16 protein-coding genes and 1 riboswitch are annotated in these 16608 nt (G+C 71.5%); of the genes, 6 read left to right on the top strand and 10 right to left on the bottom strand.

Translation table 11 applies throughout. The features are described from left to right. On the bottom strand, nt 1-510 hold the full coding sequence (locus ACFXOA_RS08870) for a DinB family protein (protein ID WP_385024134.1): 510 nt from the start codon (nt 508-510) through the stop codon (nt 1-3). 165 nt (nt 511-675) lie between these two features. On the opposite strand from ACFXOA_RS08870, the gene ACFXOA_RS08865 reads away from it, so the two are divergent. Beyond that, complete coding sequence (locus ACFXOA_RS08865) at nt 676-1086, top strand: hypothetical protein (RefSeq protein WP_385024132.1); 411 nt, start codon at nt 676-678, stop codon at nt 1084-1086. 100 nt (nt 1087-1186) lie between these two features. Here the strand turns inward: ACFXOA_RS08865 and groL are convergent, their stop codons facing one another. The 4 genes from groL to thrC all read right to left on the bottom strand — a co-directional run bounded on the left by groL (nt 1187) and on the right by thrC (nt 5545). Further along, entirely contained in the window at nt 1187-2809 is a 1623-nt protein-coding gene (groL, locus tag ACFXOA_RS08860; protein WP_362541553.1) for a chaperonin GroEL, read from the bottom strand. A gap of 478 nt (nt 2810-3287) precedes the next feature. Then, nucleotides 3288-3494: a cold-shock protein gene (locus ACFXOA_RS08855; protein ID WP_003967346.1), complete on the bottom strand. Its 207-nt coding sequence runs from the start codon at nt 3492-3494 to the stop codon at nt 3288-3290. Between the two features lie 448 nt (nt 3495-3942). After that, nucleotides 3943-4218: a MoaD/ThiS family protein gene (locus ACFXOA_RS08850; RefSeq protein ID WP_385024130.1), complete on the bottom strand. Its 276-nt coding sequence runs from the start codon at nt 4216-4218 to the stop codon at nt 3943-3945. Nucleotides 4219-4246: 28 nt separating this feature from the next. After that, the gene (thrC, locus tag ACFXOA_RS08845; protein WP_385024128.1) at nt 4247-5545 is read right to left on the bottom strand and encodes a threonine synthase; all 1299 of its coding nucleotides are present in this window, start codon (nt 5543-5545) and stop codon (nt 4247-4249) included. Nucleotides 5546-5563: 18 nt separating this feature from the next. Next, a riboswitch (SAM riboswitch) is annotated at nt 5564-5691 on the bottom strand. Nucleotides 5692-5844: 153 nt separating this feature from the next. On the opposite strand from thrC, the gene ACFXOA_RS08840 reads away from it, so the two are divergent. Together ACFXOA_RS08840 and ACFXOA_RS08835 are read left to right on the top strand one after the other, a co-directional pair. After that, nucleotides 5845-6795, top strand: a complete 951-nt coding sequence (locus tag ACFXOA_RS08840) for a glucosyl-3-phosphoglycerate synthase (protein WP_385024126.1) — start codon at nt 5845-5847, stop codon at nt 6793-6795. A 70-nt stretch (nt 6796-6865) separates the two neighbouring features. Then, nucleotides 6866-8242 carry a trehalose-6-phosphate synthase gene (locus tag ACFXOA_RS08835; protein ID WP_385024124.1) on the top strand — a complete coding sequence of 459 codons (1377 nt, stop codon included), beginning with the start codon at nt 6866-6868 and terminating at the stop codon, nt 8240-8242. A gap of 43 nt (nt 8243-8285) precedes the next feature. On the opposite strand, the gene otsB is transcribed toward ACFXOA_RS08835, so the two are convergent. The 4 genes from otsB to ACFXOA_RS08815 form a co-directional block, all read right to left on the bottom strand. Next, nucleotides 8286-9134, bottom strand: coding sequence for a trehalose-phosphatase (gene otsB / locus ACFXOA_RS08830; RefSeq protein ID WP_385024122.1), 849 nt, complete (start codon nt 9132-9134; stop codon nt 8286-8288). 140 nt (nt 9135-9274) lie between these two features. Continuing rightward, entirely contained in the window at nt 9275-10294 is a 1020-nt protein-coding gene (locus ACFXOA_RS08825) for a DUF389 domain-containing protein (RefSeq protein WP_385024120.1), read from the bottom strand. Between the two features lie 103 nt (nt 10295-10397). Then, nucleotides 10398-10667, bottom strand: a complete 270-nt coding sequence (locus ACFXOA_RS08820; RefSeq protein WP_385024118.1) for a DUF3263 domain-containing protein — start codon at nt 10665-10667, stop codon at nt 10398-10400. A gap of 118 nt (nt 10668-10785) precedes the next feature. Next, nucleotides 10786-12066 (bottom strand): ABC transporter substrate-binding protein, encoded by a 1281-nt coding sequence (locus ACFXOA_RS08815; RefSeq protein ID WP_385024116.1) that lies wholly within the window; start codon nt 12064-12066, stop codon nt 10786-10788. Nucleotides 12067-12292: 226 nt separating this feature from the next. On the opposite strand from ACFXOA_RS08815, the gene ACFXOA_RS08810 reads away from it, so the two are divergent. The 3 genes from ACFXOA_RS08810 to ACFXOA_RS08800 all read left to right on the top strand — a co-directional run bounded on the left by ACFXOA_RS08810 (nt 12293) and on the right by ACFXOA_RS08800 (nt 15435). Then, complete coding sequence (locus ACFXOA_RS08810) at nt 12293-13186, top strand: ROK family protein (protein ID WP_385024190.1); 894 nt, start codon at nt 12293-12295, stop codon at nt 13184-13186. Then, the gene (gene nagA / locus ACFXOA_RS08805) at nt 13186-14340 is read left to right on the top strand and encodes an N-acetylglucosamine-6-phosphate deacetylase (RefSeq protein WP_385024114.1); all 1155 of its coding nucleotides are present in this window, start codon (nt 13186-13188) and stop codon (nt 14338-14340) included. The genes ACFXOA_RS08810 and nagA overlap by 1 nt, the downstream gene beginning before the upstream one ends. Before the next feature lie 162 nt (nt 14341-14502). Then, nucleotides 14503-15435, top strand: coding sequence for a 1-phosphofructokinase family hexose kinase (locus tag ACFXOA_RS08800; RefSeq protein WP_385024112.1), 933 nt, complete (start codon nt 14503-14505; stop codon nt 15433-15435). Between the two features lie 90 nt (nt 15436-15525). On the opposite strand, the gene ACFXOA_RS08795 is transcribed toward ACFXOA_RS08800, so the two are convergent. After that, a complete protein-coding gene (locus ACFXOA_RS08795) occupies nt 15526-16545 on the bottom strand; it encodes a carbohydrate-binding protein (RefSeq protein WP_385024110.1) in 1020 nt (339 codons plus the stop codon). Between the last annotated feature and the right edge of the window lie 63 nt (nt 16546-16608).

Below are 16608 nucleotides of genomic sequence, written 5' to 3'. Positions count from 1 at the left end.
TCAGGCGCCGACGGTCCCGTCGACGCCCTCCCGCAGGAAGTCCGCGTGCCCGTTGTGGCGGCCGTACTCCAGCAGCACGTGCACCATGACCATGCGCAGGGACACCTCCTGCTCCCAGCGCGGCTGGACCCCGGTGACGTCCAGGGACACCGCCTCGCGCTCGATGCGGCGCGAGTGCTCCACCTCGGCCTGCCAGGCGCCGAACGCCTCCTCCCGGGTCGAGGCGCTCGCGTCGTACGCGGCCTGGAAGTCGATCCGGTCCGACCAGACCAGCGGGATGCCGTTGTCCTCGAACACCCTGCGGAACCAGGTGCGTTCCACCTCGGCCATGTGCCGCACCAGGCCGAGCAGGGAGAGCGTCGAGGGCTCCATCGACCGCTGCCGGAGCTGGTCGTCGTCCAGGCCCTCGCACTTCATGGCGAGAGTGGCCCGGTGGTAGTCGAGGAAGGCCCGCAGGGTCTCGCGCTCGCTTCCGGCGAGCGGTGGCCCCACACGGTTGTCGTCGGTCATCGGCGTACTCCTCGGTCGCGGGGCATGGACGCCCAGTATCCGGGGCCGCCTCAGCGGCGGGACGAGGGGAGCACCCCCTGACGGCCGGAGCGCCGCACCCTGCTCTACGCTCCTCTTACACGGACCGTTCACGCCCGTGCCCGGCGCAAGGTCCCGAGGTGCCGCATGTCGCGTTCCCGCTGGTCGTTCCTGGCGCTCGTCGCCCCCGCCGTACTCTCCCTCGCCGCCTGCGGCAGGCTCTTCCCCCCGCCGCCCCCCGCAGGCGAGCCGGTCGCGCTCTCGAAGGCCCAGGCCGCCGTGACATGGACCGACAGGTGGGGCGGGACGCTGGAACTCAGGCCGGACGGGACGTACACCGCCGACCGCGCCTGCGCGGACGACAGCCGGGAGTCGGGATCGGGAACCTGGAGCCAGGAGCGGGCGGACGAGGCGGGCGGGACCAGGATCACTGTGGAGTACGAAACGGTCTTCACCGACTACGAGGTGCTGCGGAAGGACGGGACGCTCAAGCTCTGGGTCTGGATCGGCGACCCCGACGACGGCGAACTCTGCGTCCTGGCCGCTCCCGCGCGGTGAGACGCCCGCAGCGCAGACGACGCCGGCCCCCGGGAGATGAATCCCGGGGGCCGGCGTCGCACGGTACTGCGGGTACTGCCTGGAACAGCTGATCCGGGGATCAGAAGTCCATGTCACCGCCCGGCATGCCGCCCGGAGCGGCCGCGGCGGCCTTCTCCGGCTTGTCGGCGATGACGGCCTCGGTGGTGAGGAAGAGCGCGGCGATGGACGCGGCGTTCTGCAGGGCGGAACGCGTGACCTTCGCCGGGTCGAGGATGCCCTCGGCGATCATGTCGACGTAGTCGCCGGTCGCGGCGTTGAGGCCGTGACCGATCGGGAGGTTGCGCACCTTCTCGACGACGACGCCACCCTCGAGACCACCGTTGACGGCGATCTGCTTGAGCGGGGCCTCCAGCGCGAGCTTGACGGCGTTGGCGCCGGTCGCCTCGTCGCCCGTCAGGTCGAGCTTCTCGAAGACGGCCGAGGCCTGGAGCAGAGCCACGCCACCACCGGCGACGATGCCCTCCTCGACGGCGGCCTTGGCGTTGCGCACCGCGTCCTCGATGCGGTGCTTGCGCTCCTTGAGCTCCACCTCGGTGGCGGCGCCGGCCTTGATGACGGCCACGCCGCCGGCCAGCTTCGCGAGGCGCTCCTGGAGCTTCTCGCGGTCGTAGTCCGAGTCGGAGTTCTCGATCTCGGCACGGATCTGGTTGACGCGACCCTGGACCTGGTCGCTGTCACCGGCACCGTCGACGATCGTGGTCTCGTCCTTGGTGATGACGACCTTGCGGGCGCTGCCGAGCAGGTCCAGGCCGGCGTTCTCCAGCTTGAGACCGACCTCCTCGGAGATGACGGTGCCACCGGTGAGGATGGCGATGTCGCCGAGCATGGCCTTGCGGCGGTCACCGAAGCCCGGGGCCTTGACGGCGACGGACTTGAAGGTGCCACGGATCTTGTTCACGACCAGGGTCGACAGGGCCTCGCCCTCGACGTCCTCCGCGATGATCAGCAGGGGCTTGCCCGACTGCATGACCTTCTCGAGCAGCGGAAGGAGGTCCTTCACGTTGCTGATCTTGGAGTTGACGATCAGGATGTACGGGTCGTCGAACGACGTCTCCATACGCTCCATGTCGGTGGCGAAGTACGCCGAGATGTAGCCCTTGTCGAAGCGCATACCCTCGGTGAGCTCCAGCTCCAGACCGAAGGTCTGGGACTCCTCGACGGTGATGACGCCTTCCTTGCCGACCTTGTCCATCGCCTCGGCGATCTTGGCGCCGATCTCGGTGTCGGCGGCGGAGATGGAGGCGGTCGAAGCGATCTGCTCCTTGGTCTCCACGTCCTTCGCCTGCTCCAGCAGGGCGGCGGAGACGGCCTCGACGGCCTTCTCGATGCCACGCTTCAGAGCCATCGGATTGGCACCCGCGGCGACGTTGCGCAGGCCCTCGCGGACGAGCGCCTGGGCGAGAACGGTGGCGGTGGTCGTACCGTCGCCGGCGACGTCGTCCGTCTTCTTGGCGACCTCCTTGACCAGCTCCGCACCGATCTTCTCGTACGGGTCCTCGAGCTCGATCTCCTTGGCGATGGAAACACCATCGTTGGTGATCGTGGGCGCGCCCCACTTCTTCTCGAGGACGACGTTACGGCCCTTGGGGCCGAGGGTGACCTTGACGGCGTCGGCGAGCTGGTTCATCCCGCGCTCGAGACCGCGCCGTGCCTCCTCGTCGAACGCGATGATCTTGGCCATGTGAAGTGGTCCTCCCGGACAGGGGTGGATTTCTCCGGACCGAGAGGCGCCCGCGACGGACGGCCTGCCTGCCCAGTGGTTCCTTGCCCCACCGGGCCTGCGGGCCTCACCGGCCCGGTCCAAGTTCTGTCACTCTCACCTGGAGAGTGCTAACGCCAATGATTAGCACTCGACCCCCTAGAGTGCAAGCGCCTTCGGAGAAGGCTCGCTGGTGGGGTGGCGGCGGGTGACGGGAGGGCAAGCGCCTTCGGAGAAGGCTCGCCGGCGGGGTGGCGGCGGGTGACGGGAGGGCAAGCGCCTTCGGAGAAGGCTCGCCGGCGGGGTGGCGGCGGGTGACGGGAGGGCAAGCGCCTCCGGGATACGGCACCCCTGCGCGGGACGCCTCCGCGCCGGACGGAGACGCACGCGGGGCCCGTACCCCGGTGGGAGGTACGGGCCCCGCGTGTGTGAGTGGTGTCGTCGGACGACCGTGCCGAGCTCAGCCGACGGCGAGCTTGACCATGTCCGCCTGCGGCCCCTTCTGGCCCTGCGAGATCTCGAATTCAACTCGCTGACCCTCTTCGAGGGTGCGGTACCCGTCCATCTGGATCGCGCTGTAGTGGACGAAAACATCCGCACCACCGTCGACCGCGATGAAGCCGTACCCCTTCTCCGCGTTGAACCACTTGACGGTGCCCTGAGCCATGCCCAACTCCCCTATTACTGGCCCTTGCACGAGCGCCGCACTTCGCGGGCCCGGGTCAGAACTCACCCTCCGACAGGAGAGGGCGGTGTGCGCCGGAACGCGTCGACCGCGGCCGAATGTATCTGCCCAACTGCCCTCTGCAACAGGTCAATCGGACGAGAATTCTGAGCACGCGCGACCGCCCGGAAAGGGTGGATTCACTGGATTCCAGGGCAAGTCGGGCCTGACAAAGGCCACTTATGCCTCAAGGAGTTCACGTACTTTGGCTGCTTCTTGTCGGGGCCGGGCGCATTCTCATATGCGGGCGGCACGGGCAGCGGCGGGGACTTCCCCAACTGTACCGCGCTCAACCATGCAGAATGACCCCCTCCGCTTCTCTCGCGGAGGGGGTCGTGGTGGTCACTCTGCGCGGTTGGCCGGCGGTCGCGCCGGCCCTGCCGCAAGGGCCTCAGCCGCCGGCGACGGCCGGGATGATCGAGACGCCGGCACCGTCCGGCGTGGCCGCGTCCAGGCCGCCCTCGAAGCGCACGTCGTCGTCGTTGACGTACACGTTGACGAAGCGGCGCAGCTTGCCCTGGTCGTCCAGGACACGGGCGCCGATGCCCGGGTGGTTCGCCTCCAGGGACGCGATGACCTCGGAGAGGGTGGAACCCTCCGCCGGGACCTCGGCCTGGCCGCCCGTGTACGTGCGGAGGATGGTGGGGATACGGACCTTGACGCTCATGAGGGTGCCTTCCTTCGGTCTCGGGTGGTCAGTTGGCGGCTGCGAGGCCCGCGTCGCGGAACGCGTCCAGGCTGGGCCGGATCGTCGCCGACAGGCCGGTCGTCGGGGCGACCGCGTCGAGCGTCTTCAGCCCGTCGCCGGTGTTCAGGACGACGGTCGTCAGGGCCGGGTCGAGCAGACCGTCCTCGATGAGCTTCTTCGTCACCCCGACCGTCACCCCGCCCGCGGTCTCCGCGAAGATGCCCTCGGTGCGGGCCAGCAGCTTGATCGCGTCGACGACCTGCTCGTCGTTGACGTCCTCGACGGCGCCGCCGGTGCGCCGGGCGATGTCCAGGACGTACGGGCCGTCGGCCGGGTTGCCGATCGCCAGGGACTTGGCGATGGTGTTCGGCTTCTGCGGGCGCACCACGTCGTGGCCGGCCTTGAAGGCGGTGGAGACCGGGGAGCAGCCCTCGGCCTGGGCGCCGAAGATCTTGTACGGCTTGTCCTCGACGAGGCCGAGCTTGATCAGCTCCTGGAGGCCCTTGTCGATCTTCGTGAGCTGCGAGCCGGACGCGATCGGGATGACGATCTGGTCGGGCAGCCGCCAGCCGAGCTGCTCGCAGATCTCGTAGGCCAGCGTCTTGGAGCCCTCGCCGTAGTACGGGCGCAGGTTGACGTTGACGAAGCCCCAGCCCTCACCGAGCGGGTCGCCGATGAGCTCCGAGCAGAAGCGGTTGACGTCGTCGTAGTTGCCGTCGATGCCGACCAGCTCGCCGCCGTACACCGCGGCCATGACGACCTTGCCCTGCTCCAGGTCGTGCGGGATGAACACGCAGGAACGGAAGCCGGCGCGGGCGGCGGCGGCGCCGACGGCGCCGGCGAGGTTGCCGGTGGAGGAGCAGGAGAGCGTGGTGAAGCCGAACGCGCGGGCGGCCTCGACGGCGATGGCGACGACACGGTCCTTGAAGGAGTGCGTCGGGTTGCCGGAGTCGTCCTTGACGTACAGGCCGCCGGTCACGCCCAGCTCGCGGGCGAGGTTGTCGGCCTTGACCAGCTTGGTGAAGCCGGGGTTGATGTTGGGCTTGTCCGCGACGTCGGCGGGGACGGGCAGCAGCGGCGCGTAACGCCAGATGTTGTCCGGACCCTCGGCGATGCGCTTCTTCAGCTCCTCGGGAGAGCCGCTCGGCAGGTCGTAGGCGACTTCGAGCGGCCCGAAACAGGACGCACAGGCGAAAATGGGGCCCAGAGCGAATCGCTCACCGCATTCGCGGCAGGAAAGCGCCACGGCGGGACCGAGGTCCACGGCGGAAGAATCGGTGTTTGCTGCAACTGTCTGCACGGCCATGATGGCGGAGGCCCTTTCTCCTCATCTTCCTCACGACGTATTTCGCCGCAAGACGGAATTGGCACCTTCCCCACCGTGACCTCGCGGTCGGCAGGAGGGTTGCCGGGACTTCAACGGGCCGTTCCCTCAGTCCCTCTGGATGAGCGCTGTGGCACCGGATCATGGATCCGGGCGTTTGTCCGTGGACCGACCCCGAGATGCGGGAGTCGTCCGCGTTGTTCAAGACTGTAACCGACGCACACAGCGGTCGAGATAGTCGTCCGAACCGCGAGATGGATCACATACAGGGAGTATCGCCCGTGCTGGAAGAGGTGGAGCGCTGGCTGGCCAGGCGTTCGTGGTCGGCCTCCGACCGCCCGCTGGACCATCTCACGGCGGCGCGGGCGCGGGATCCGCACCGCTCACGTGTGAGTGTCGTGCTGCCCGCGCTGAACGAGGAGGCGACGGTCGGCGAGATCGTCGCGGAGATCCGGCGCGAGCTGGTCGAGAAGGTCCCGCTCGTCGACGAACTCGTGGTGATCGACTCCGGGTCCACCGACGCCACCGCGGAGGTCGCCCGCCGTGCCGGCGCCCGGGTGGTGCACCGGGACGCGATCCTCCCCCGGATGCCCGCGGTGCCCGGCAAGGGCGAGGTGCTGTGGCGGTCACTGCTGGTCACCAGCGGGGAGATCGTCTGCTTCGTCGACGCCGACCTCAAGGAGTTCTCGGCGGACTTCGTCTCCGGGACCGTGGGCCCGCTGCTGACCGACCCGTCGGTGCACTTCGTCAAGGCCATGTACGACCGGCCTCTCGGCGAGACCTCCGGCCAGGGCGGCCGGGTCACCGAACTGGTCGCACGCCCGCTGCTCAACCTCCACTGGCCGGCGCTGGCCGGTTTCGTCCAGCCGCTCGGCGGCGAGTACGCCGTCCGGCGCTCACTGCTGGAACAGCTCCCCTTCCCGGTCGGCTACGGGGTCGAGCTGGGGCTCCTCGTCGACGCCCTGCACACCGTCGGTCTGGACGCGCTGGCGCAGGTCGACGTCGGCGTGCGCAAGCACCGCCACCAGGACGGCCAGGCCCTCGGCCGGATGGCGGCGACGATCTACCGGACGGCGCAGCTGCGCCTCTCGCGAGGACCGCTGGTGCGCCCCGAGATCACCCAGTTCGAGCGCGGACCGGACGGTTTCATCCCCCGCACCCACCCGGTGGACACCGAGGAGAGGCCGCCGATGCGGGAGATCGCGGAGTACACCGCACGACGAGCGGCGTAACGGTTCTTCCCTTCCGGCTCCAGGGTCACCTCACGTTTGGCGGCTTCCCGAACGGGCTAGGTTCGGGTACATGGTCTCCGAGCACGCTGCCCAGGTACTCGTCGCGTCCAACCGCGGCCCGGTGTCGTACACCCGGCGGGAGGACGGCACGCTCGCGTCGAAACGGGGCGGCGGCGGGCTCGTGTCCGGCCTCAGCGCCGTCGACGACAAGCTGTGGGTGTGCGCCGCCCTCGGTGACGGCGACCGCGAGGCCGTCAGGCGCGGGGTGTCGGAGCCCGGCGTGCGGATGCTCGACATCGACGCCGGGGTCCACGCCGACGCCTACAACGGCATCGCCAACTCGGTGCTGTGGTTCGTGCACCACATGATCTACCAGACCCCCGTGGAGCCCGTCTTCGACGCGGAGTTCCGCCGGCAGTGGGCCTCCTACGAGGCGTACAACCGGGCCTTCGCCGAGGCGCTCGCCGAGGAGGCGGGCGAGGGCGCCGCGGTCCTGGTGCAGGACTACCACCTCTCGCTGGTCCCGGGGATGCTGCGCGAGCTCCGCCCCGACCTGCGGATCGGCCACTTCTCCCACACGCCCTGGGCCCCCGTCGACTACTTCCGGCTGCTGCCCGACGACATCGGCGAACAGCTGCTCAAGGGCATCCTGGGCGCGGACCGCGCCGCGTTCCTGACCCGCCGCTGGGCGGACGCCTTCATCGGCTGCTGCACGAGCGTCCTCGGCGGAACCGGCCACACCCGGATCGGGGTGCACGGGCTGGGCGCCGACGCGGACTTCCTGCGCCGCCGCTCCCACGAGGCGGACGTCGACGAGCGCATGGAGATCCTGCGGGAGCAGGTGGGCGCGGACCGGCGCACGATCGTACGGGTGGACCGCACCGAGCTCTCCAAGAACATCGTGCGCGGCCTGCACGCCTACCGCGCGCTCCTGGAGGAGCGCCCCGAATGGCGCGAACGCGTGGTTCACATCGCCTTCGCCTACCCCTCACGGCAGGACCTGGCGGTCTACCGGGACTACACCGCCGAGGTCCAGCGGGTCGCCGACGCGATCAACGCGGAGTACGGCACACCGGGCTGGACCCCCGTCCTGCTCCACGTCGACGACGACTTCGCCCGCTCCCTGGCCGCGTACCGGCTGGCGGACGTGGCGCTGGTCAACCCGATCCGGGACGGCATGAACCTGGTCGCCAAGGAGGTGCCGGTCGTCTCCGACGACGGCTGCGCGCTGGTGCTCTCCCAGGAGGCAGGGGCCTACGAGGAGCTGGGCGAGGACGCGATCGTGGTCAACCCGTACGACGTGTCGGCCACGGCCGAGGCGCTGCACGAGGCCCTGACGATGGAGGCGGGCGACCGCGGCTCCCGTACGAAGCGCCTGGCCGCGGCGGCGACCGCCCTCCCGCCGCAGCAGTGGTTCCTGGACCAGCTGGACGCGCTCCGGGACTGACCGCGGGCCGCGGGCCCCGGACTCGCCGGGGCCCCGGGCCCTGTCAGCCGTCCGCGAGCCGGCGCGCCAGCGCCCCCAGGAGACCCGCGACCGCCGCGGGGCCCGGCAGCGTGAGGTCGGCGCGGGCCGCCAGTTCCGGGACCTCGGTCCCGCTGCAGACCAGCAGTCCGGGGACGCCCTCGGTGCGGAGCTTCTCCACCGCCGCGTACGCGGCCAGGTCGCCGAGGTCGTCACCCGCGTACAGCACGGAGCCGGCTCCGACCTCCTTGACGTACGCCTCCAGCGCCACGCCCTTGTCCATCCCGGCGGGGCGCAGTTCCAGGACGAGGCGGCCCGGCTCGACGATCAGGCCGTGGCGGGCGGCGAGGCCTGCCAGCGGGGTGCGCAGCGCCTCGAAGGTGGCCTGCGGGTCGTCGGCACGGCGGGTGTGCACCGCGACGGCGCGGCCCTTGTCCTCGGTCCAGGTGCCGTCACCGGCGCCGGCCTCCGCCAGGACGGCGGGGAGTTCGGCCCGCACGGCCTCGACCCCGGGGTCCGTGGCGGGGGCGCTCACCTTGCCGGTGGCCGCGTCCCAGCGTTCGGCTCCGTAGTGCCCGAGGACGACGAGGTGGTCGAGGCCGGGCGCTCCCGCGAAGCCGCCGAAGCGTACGGCGGTGTCCGGCGGGCGGCCGGTGATCACCGCGACGGCGGAGACGAGCGGGGCGAGTGCGGTCAGGGCCGGGACGACGTCCGCGTGGGCGCGGGCCTGCTCCGGGTCCGGGACGATGTCGGCGAGCGTGCCGTCGAAGTCCAGTGCGATCACCGCACCGGCGGGGCGGGAGAGGAGCGCGGCGAGGCCGTCGCGGCCGGCCTGGGTGGACGGGGTCGGGAGAGGGTGTGCCGGGTTGCCCATGCGAGTGAGCGTAGCGGGCGGGCAGCACCGCCGCGCGGCCCCCGGACGGAGCGGCCGGTACGGGTCCCCGGCCCGGTGTTCCGGCGGGTGCCGCCGCCGGCCGGGAGCCGGCACCCGGCGTCCCCGCCGGGTCCGGGGCCTCACTGGCCGACGCGGCCCACCTCGATGCGGCGGCCGCGCGTCGCGTCGACGACGACGGGCAGGCCGTCGGGGACCTGTCCGTCGATCCTCCGGAGCAGCCCGTCCACCGGTGGCAGGTCGCCGGGTACCCGTACGCGGACGTGGAAGGTCCGGGACACCGTCTCCACGCCGGTCACGGACGCGCCGGGTTCGTCGGCCAGCCACTGCTCGGCGGCGGCGCGGACCCGTTCGGTCCAGACGTTGATCAGCAGGGTGGCCGCGGTGTTGGCCGCCAGCGGCACGAACACCACCGCGAAGAGCATGGCCATGGCGATGTAGGCCCTGCGCGCCGGCCGGCCGGCCGTCTCGGCCGTTCCGCCGGCCTCCTGGGGCCGGGAGCCGTAGGCGAGCGTGGCGAAGACGACCATGCCCCCGAAGACCAGCGCGAAGAGGTTGGAGACGAAGAGCACCAGCGCCCCGAGGGAGAGCCATCCGGACCCGCTGCCCAGGCAGACGCCGACGACCACCAGGGGCGGCACGAGGGAGATGGCGATCGCCACGCCGGGCAGCACGGCGGCGACGTCACGCCGGGCCAGTGCCACGGCTCCGGCGAAGCCCGTCGCCAGCGCGGCGATCAGGTCCAGCAGGCCGGGTGAGGTGCGCCCCGAGATCTGGCTGTTGGACAGCAGGTCGTAGTCGCCGGGGAGGACGAGCGACATCACCACGCCGATCGCGATGACCAGCAGGCAGGCGAGGAGGACGACCAGGACCGCGCCGTTGCGCCGTCGCTGCACCGAGCCCAGGGCGATGCCCATGATCGGCGTGGAGAGCGGAGCGATGATCATGGCCCCGATGACAGTGGCCGTCGAGTCCGTCAGCACCCCGCCCGCGGCGATGACCGACGACAGCACCAGCATCGTCCAGAAGGCCGAGCGCTTGGACCCTCTGTCCCCGGACGAGAGGTCCAGGTCCTCCGCGAGCTCCTCCAGGGAGCGGCGCTGGGCGGCGGGCAGAACACGGGCACGGACTCTGCTGAGCATGCACTCCAAGTATCACGGCGGGAGCAGTTCGGGCGTTCCGGACACGGCGGCGGAAGGTGCGGCGGGCGCGCGGGCCGGCACCGGCCGCGCGGGTCGCGGGGGCTCAGCGCCTGCCGCGTCTGGCCTCGCGCACCCGGCGGAGCCGGTTGACCGTGACGGGGTCCTCCTCCAGCGCACGACGGTCGTCCAGGAGCGCGTTCAGCAGCTGGTAGTAGCGGACCGGGGAGAGGCCGAGCTCCTCACGGATCGCCCGCTCCTTGGCACCGGGCCCGGGCCAGGAGCGCCGCTCCAGCGCGAGCACCCCGCGCTCCTGGGCGGAGAGCGGGGCACCGGGGCCGGAGGGGCCGGACGGTCCGGAGGAACTGGCGGTCATACGACCAACCTACCCAGAGGGCGATGCGGCGGCGGTACGGCCCTGGGCCGGTCCCGGCGGACCACACCGCGGCCGCGGGGCGGGCGGCCTGCACCTCCTCGGCCTCCCCGGACGGCCCTCAGGTGGCGTTCTCCGCCTGGCGGGCCTTGGTGGCGAGCTGCACGAGGACGTTCTCCGGGCTGCCGCCGGGCTCGACCGCGGCCCCGATTTTGCCCTTGATCGCCTCGCTGACCTGAGCCCACGAGGTCTTGCCGAAGGGCGGCAGGGTGGAGTTGGGCAGCGCGGTGAGGAACTCGTGCAGCGCCTTGTGCTTCTTGTCGGCCTCCATCTTCGTGGAGGCGGTGCTGGTCACGGGCAGCAGGTCGTACTCGTCCGCGAAGGCCAGCACGTTCTCGTCGGTGTAGGCGAAGTCGAGGAACTTGCCTATCTCGGCGCGGTGGCCGTTCTGCTTGAAGCCCATCATCCAGTCGGCCACGCCCATGGAGCCCTTGGTCGGACCGTCGACTCCGGGCAGCGGGACCATGCCGACCTGCACGCCGCTCTTCTCGGCCTCCTGCATCAGGGTCGGGTGCCCGTTGAGCATGCCCACGTCGCCCTTGGTGAAGGCGTCGAAGGCCTGCGCCCGGTCGAGCTTGCCCGGCGCGACGGGACCGGTCAGGCCCTTGCCGACGAGGTGGTTCTTCAGCCACTGGAAGGTGGCGATGTTGGCCGGGGAGTCGATGGCGTAGTTGCCGACCTCGTCCGTGTAGCCACCGCCGCCGCTCAGCATCCACATCAGCGTCTCGGCCTGGGACTCCTCCTGCCCGAGCGGCAGGGCGAAGGGGTACGTCACGCCGCGCTGCTCGAGGGCGGCGGCGTCGGACTCGATGTCGTCCCAGGTCTGCGGGGCGCCGAGGCCCGCCTTGGCGAAGAGGCCCTTGTTGTAGAAGAGCAGCCGGGTGCTGGCCACGAACGGCAGGCCGTAGATGTCGCCGTCGACCTTCCCGGCGTCGGTGAGGGAGGGCAGGAAGTTGGACCCGGTGCGGATGGCGATCATCTCGTCGGCCGTGTAGAGCTTGCCCGCCTCGGCGTAGTCGGCGTAGGCGCCGATCTGCGCGATGTCCGGGGCCTCGCCGGCCTTCACCATCTCCGCGACCTTGCGGTCGACGTCCTTCCAGGAGTAGACGCTGACCTCGACGTCGATCCCGGGGTTCTGCTGCTCGAACTTCTCGGCGACGCCGTCCCAGTACTTCTGCGAGCTGTTGGCCTCGCCGGTGCCGTAGTCGGCGGCGACCAGCCGCAGGGTGACGTCGCCGCCGCCCGCGGAGTCGGAGCCGCACCCCGACAACGTTGCCGCCATTCCGAGTGCGGCAACCGCCGCGGTCAGACCCACAAAGCGCCGCTGCACAGCCCTGTCCATCCCTCGATAGGTCGACGCGGAAGTCACCGCTCCGGCGATGAACCGCGATCCTGCCTCACGCACGCGCTGAGGTCTACACCACTCACGTCTCGATCGGGCAATGTAGCAGGAGCGTTTTGTATGGGTGCTCAACAAACTACGCTAGTGGACTAGACCTTTTAGGGGTCGTCGGGCGAAACTGTCTCCCGTGAGACACGTCATCGCCCTCGATGTGGGCGGCACAGGAATGAAGGCCGCTCTGGTCGGGAGCGACGGCACCCTGCTCCACGAGGCACGGCGGGCGACCGGCAGGGACCGCGGGGCCGAGGCCGTCGTGGAGACGATCCTGGAGTTCGCCGCGGATCTGTACGCCTACGGCGAGGAGCACCTCGGCGAGGGCGCGGTGGCCGCCGGGGTGGCGGTGCCGGGCATCGTCGACGCGGAGCGCGGGATCGCCGTCTACGCCGCCAACCTGGGCTGGAGCGACGTACCGCTGCGCGCCCTGATCGGCGAACGGCTCGGCGGCATCCCCGTCGCCCTCGGACACGACGTCAGGACCGGCGGCCTCGCCGAAGGGCGGATCGGGGCAGGCCGGGGAGCGGACCGCTTCCTCTTCGTGCCGCTGGGCACCGGGATCGCCGGAGCCATCGGCATCGGCGGCACCATCGAGGCGGGCGCGCACGGCTACGCGGGCGAGATCGGCCACGTCGTCGTCCGGCCGGACGGCCCGGAATGCGGCTGCGGACAGCGCGGCTGCCTGGAGACCCTCGCCTCGGCAGGCGCCGTCTCCCGGGCGTGGGCCACCGCCTCGGGCGACCCGGACGCCGACGCCGCGGACTGCGCGAAGGCCGTCGCCTCGGGCGACCCGGCGGCCCTGGACGTCTGGCGGAACGCCGTCGACGCCCTCGCCGCCGGCCTGGTCACCGCCCTCACTCTGCTGGACCCCCGCACACTCATCATCGGTGGCGGTCTCGCCGAGGCGGGGGAAACCTTGTTCACACCACTGCGTGCGGCCGTCGAGGAACGCGTCACGTTCCAGAAGCTGCCCCACATCGTCCCGGCGGCCCTCGGGGACACCGCCGGATGCCTGGGCGCAGGGCTGCTCGCCTGGGATCTACTCTCCACGGAGGTATCCGCCTGATGGCCGGACGCGCAGACAGCACGGTTCTCGCAGGGGCCCGGGTGGTACTTCCCACCGGGACCGTCGAGAACGGCCGGGTGATCGTCGAAGGCACCCGGATCGCCGGCAGCGCGCCGGACGGCGCACGGACCGTCGACCTCTCCGGCCACTGGGTGGTCCCCGGATTCGTCGACATCCACAACCACGGCGGCGGCGGAGCCTCGTTCGCCACCGGCACCGCCGACGACGTCCTGACCGGCGTCAGGGCGCACCGGGAGCACGGCACGACGACCGTCGTCGCCTCCACCGTCACCGGTGAGACGGACTTCCTGGCCCGCCAGGCGGGCATGCTCTCGGAGCTGGCCGAGCAGGGCGAGATCGCCGGGGTCCACTTCGAGGGCCCGTTCATCTCCCCCTGCCGCAAGGGCGCCCACAGCGAAGGGCTGCTCAGGCACCCCGACCCGGCCGAGGTCCGCAAGCTGATCGACGCGGCGCGCGGCACGGCGAAGATGGTCACCCTCGCCACGGAGCTGCCGGGCGGCATCGATTCCGTACGGCTGCTCGCCGAGCACGGAGTGATCGCCGCGGTCGGCCACACCGACGCGACGTACGAGCAGACCGTCGAGGCGATCGACGCGGGCGCCACCGTCGCCACCCACCTCTTCAACGCGATGCCCGCCATCGGCCACCGCGCGCCCGGCCCGATCGCGGCGCTGCTGGAGGACGAGCGGGTCACCGTCGAGCTGATCAACGACGGCACCCACCTGCACCCCGCCGCCCTGGAGCTCGCCTTCCACCACGCGGGCGCCGGACGGGTCGCGCTGATCACCGACGCCATGGACGCGGCGGGCGCCGGCGACGGCCACTACCAGCTCGGGCCGCTCGCCGTCGAGGTCAAGGACGGCGTCGCACGCCTCGTCGAGGGAGGCTCGATCGCCGGCTCCACCCTCACCCTGGACACCGCGTTCCGCAGGGCCGTGACGATCGACGAGCTCCCCGTCGAGGACGTCGTACGGTCCATCTCCGCCAACCCGGCCCGCCTCCTCGGGATGTACGACCGGGTCGGCTCGCTGGAGCCGGGCAAGGACGCCGACCTGGTGGTCCTGGACGCCGGCTTCGCCCTCCGCGGCGTCATGCGCCGCGGCGAGTGGATCGTGAGGCCCGCCGGCGTCTGACGGCGGCACCCCGGGCGACGCCCGGGCGAACACGTAACGAAGAGACGGCGGTTGTCCCGGACATCTGGGACGACCGCCGTCTCTTTGGCATGATCACCGGGGACGCGCCGTGAGGAGACGGCGCGGCAGCACGTACGACGAAGGAACCGGGGGCCGGTACGGGTGATACTGACCGTCACGCTGAACACGGCACTCGACCTGACGTACTCGGTGCCCGTCCTCGTCCCGCACGGCAGCCACCGCGTCCGCGAGGTGACCGAACGCCCCGGAGGCAAGGGCGTCAACGTGGCCCGCGTCCTGGCGGCGCTGGGACACGAGACCGTGGTCACCGGCTTCGCGGGCGGCCGCACCGGCGACGTCCTGCGCGAACTCCTCGGCGGCCTGCCCCACGCCCCCACCGACGCACTCGTCGCCGTCGCGGGGAGCACCCGGCGCACCGTCGCCGTCGTCGACCGCTCCACCGGCGACACCACCCAGCTCAACGAGCCGGGCCCGCACATCGGGGCCGACGAGTGGGCCGCCTTCCTCGGGACGTTCGGGAAGCTCCTGCCGGAGGCCGACGCAGTCGCCCTCTGCGGCAGCCTGCCACCCGGCATCCACGTCGGCGCGTACGCCGAGCTCATACGCCTCGCCCGCTCCGCGGGGGTGCCCGTGCTGCTGGACACCGCGGGCGAGCCGCTGCGCCGCGGCATCGCCGCCCGCCCCGACCTGATCAAGCCGAACGCCGAGGAACTCGCCCAGCTGACCGGCGCACGCGAACCGCTGCGCGCCACCCGCGACGCCCGCCGCCGCGGCGCGCACAGCGTGGTGGCCTCGCTGGGCCCCGACGGGCTCCTCGCCGTCACCCCGGACGGCACCTGGCGGGCCGCACCGCCCCGCGCCGTGGCAGGCAACCCGACGGGCGCGGGCGACTCCGCCGTCGCCGGACTCCTGTCGGCCCTGGCCGAGGGGCTCGGCTGGCAGGACCGGCTGACCCGCGCGGTCGCCCTGTCCACGGCGACCGTACTGGCCCCGGCGGCAGGGGAGTTCGACCGCGCGGCCTACGAGGACCTGCTGGACCGCGTCCAGGTCGAGCGGCAGGCACCGGCCGCCTGAGCCGACGCCCCCGCCTCCCCGGAGAACACCGCGTCCCGGCTCGCTGCGCGCGATGACCGGGACGACGGTGGTACGGAGACTCGGAAGGGGTCAGTGCTTGACGTGACCCGACTTCAGCGACAGCTGGTCGAGGTTGGCGTCGCAGGAATCACCCTCGTTGCACGAGAGCATCAGCGAGTTCGACCCCTTCTTGAGCTGGACCCAGGCGTACGTACGCGTCCAGCCCTTCTCCAGGTCGCCCTCCGCGGCCTGAGCGAAGTTCTTCATGTTGATCGACCGCGGCGCCTCGTCGTTCACGGTCAGGGACGTCTTCGCGTCCTTGCCCGGCACGCCGTAGGTCACGAACAGCGTGTACGCGCCGCTCTCGGGCACGTCGACCGTCCAGGTCGCGGACCTGCCGACCTCGTTGAGGCTGATGTACTGGCCGTTGGCGCTCTTGGCGCCCTTGACCGTGTTGTCCAGCTTGGCGGTGCCGCCCAGCGTCAGCGTCGCCGCGTCCTGCTCGGGCAGTTCGACGGGCTCCTTCGACGGCTTCTCGGACTTCTCCGGCTTCGGGGACTCCTGGACCTCGTCGGCCGGACCCGCCGACGAACCGGCCTCGTCCTTCTTGCCCTCGCTGTCGTCACCGGTCATCAGCGCGGCGCCGATACCGATGAGGACGACCGCGACCACGGCGACCGCCGCGATCAGCATCGCCTTGGTGTTGGGGCCGCCACGTCCGGGACCGCCCGCGTTCCGCCCGCCGCCGGCGACCGACCCGTGCTGCGCGGTCACCGCGCCACCCGGGTAGTTCTCCGGAGCCGCGTACTGCGGGTTGGGCTGGCCGTACTGCTGGTTCGGCTGGCCGTACTGCTGATTGGGCTGGCCGTACTGCGGCGGCGCCTGCTGGCCGTAGGCCTGCTGCTGCGGGACCTGCCCGTACTGGCGCTCGCCGACCGCCCGCACCTGGTTGTACGACGTCCTGGGCACGCCGGGCTGCGCGGCCGGACCGGGGTAGCCGTAGCCGCCCTGCCCGGGCGCCTGTGCGCCCGCTGCCTGCCCGTCCGCGTACAGGTAGCCGAACGGATCGTCGTCCTCGGGTTTGCTCGCGCCGTTGTTCCCGGCCGTCATCCCTGGGTCACTCCTCACCATGTCGCCAGCCGTCGCCGACCGGCCGAGCCTACCCCGAACGGA

This window comes from Streptomyces sp. NPDC059166 (assembly GCF_042755185.1).
Taxonomy (GTDB): Bacteria; Actinomycetota; Actinomycetes; order Streptomycetales; family Streptomycetaceae; genus Streptomyces.
Note: the sequence above shows the minus strand (reverse complement) of the source record. Positions and strands in the feature narration are given on the sequence as shown.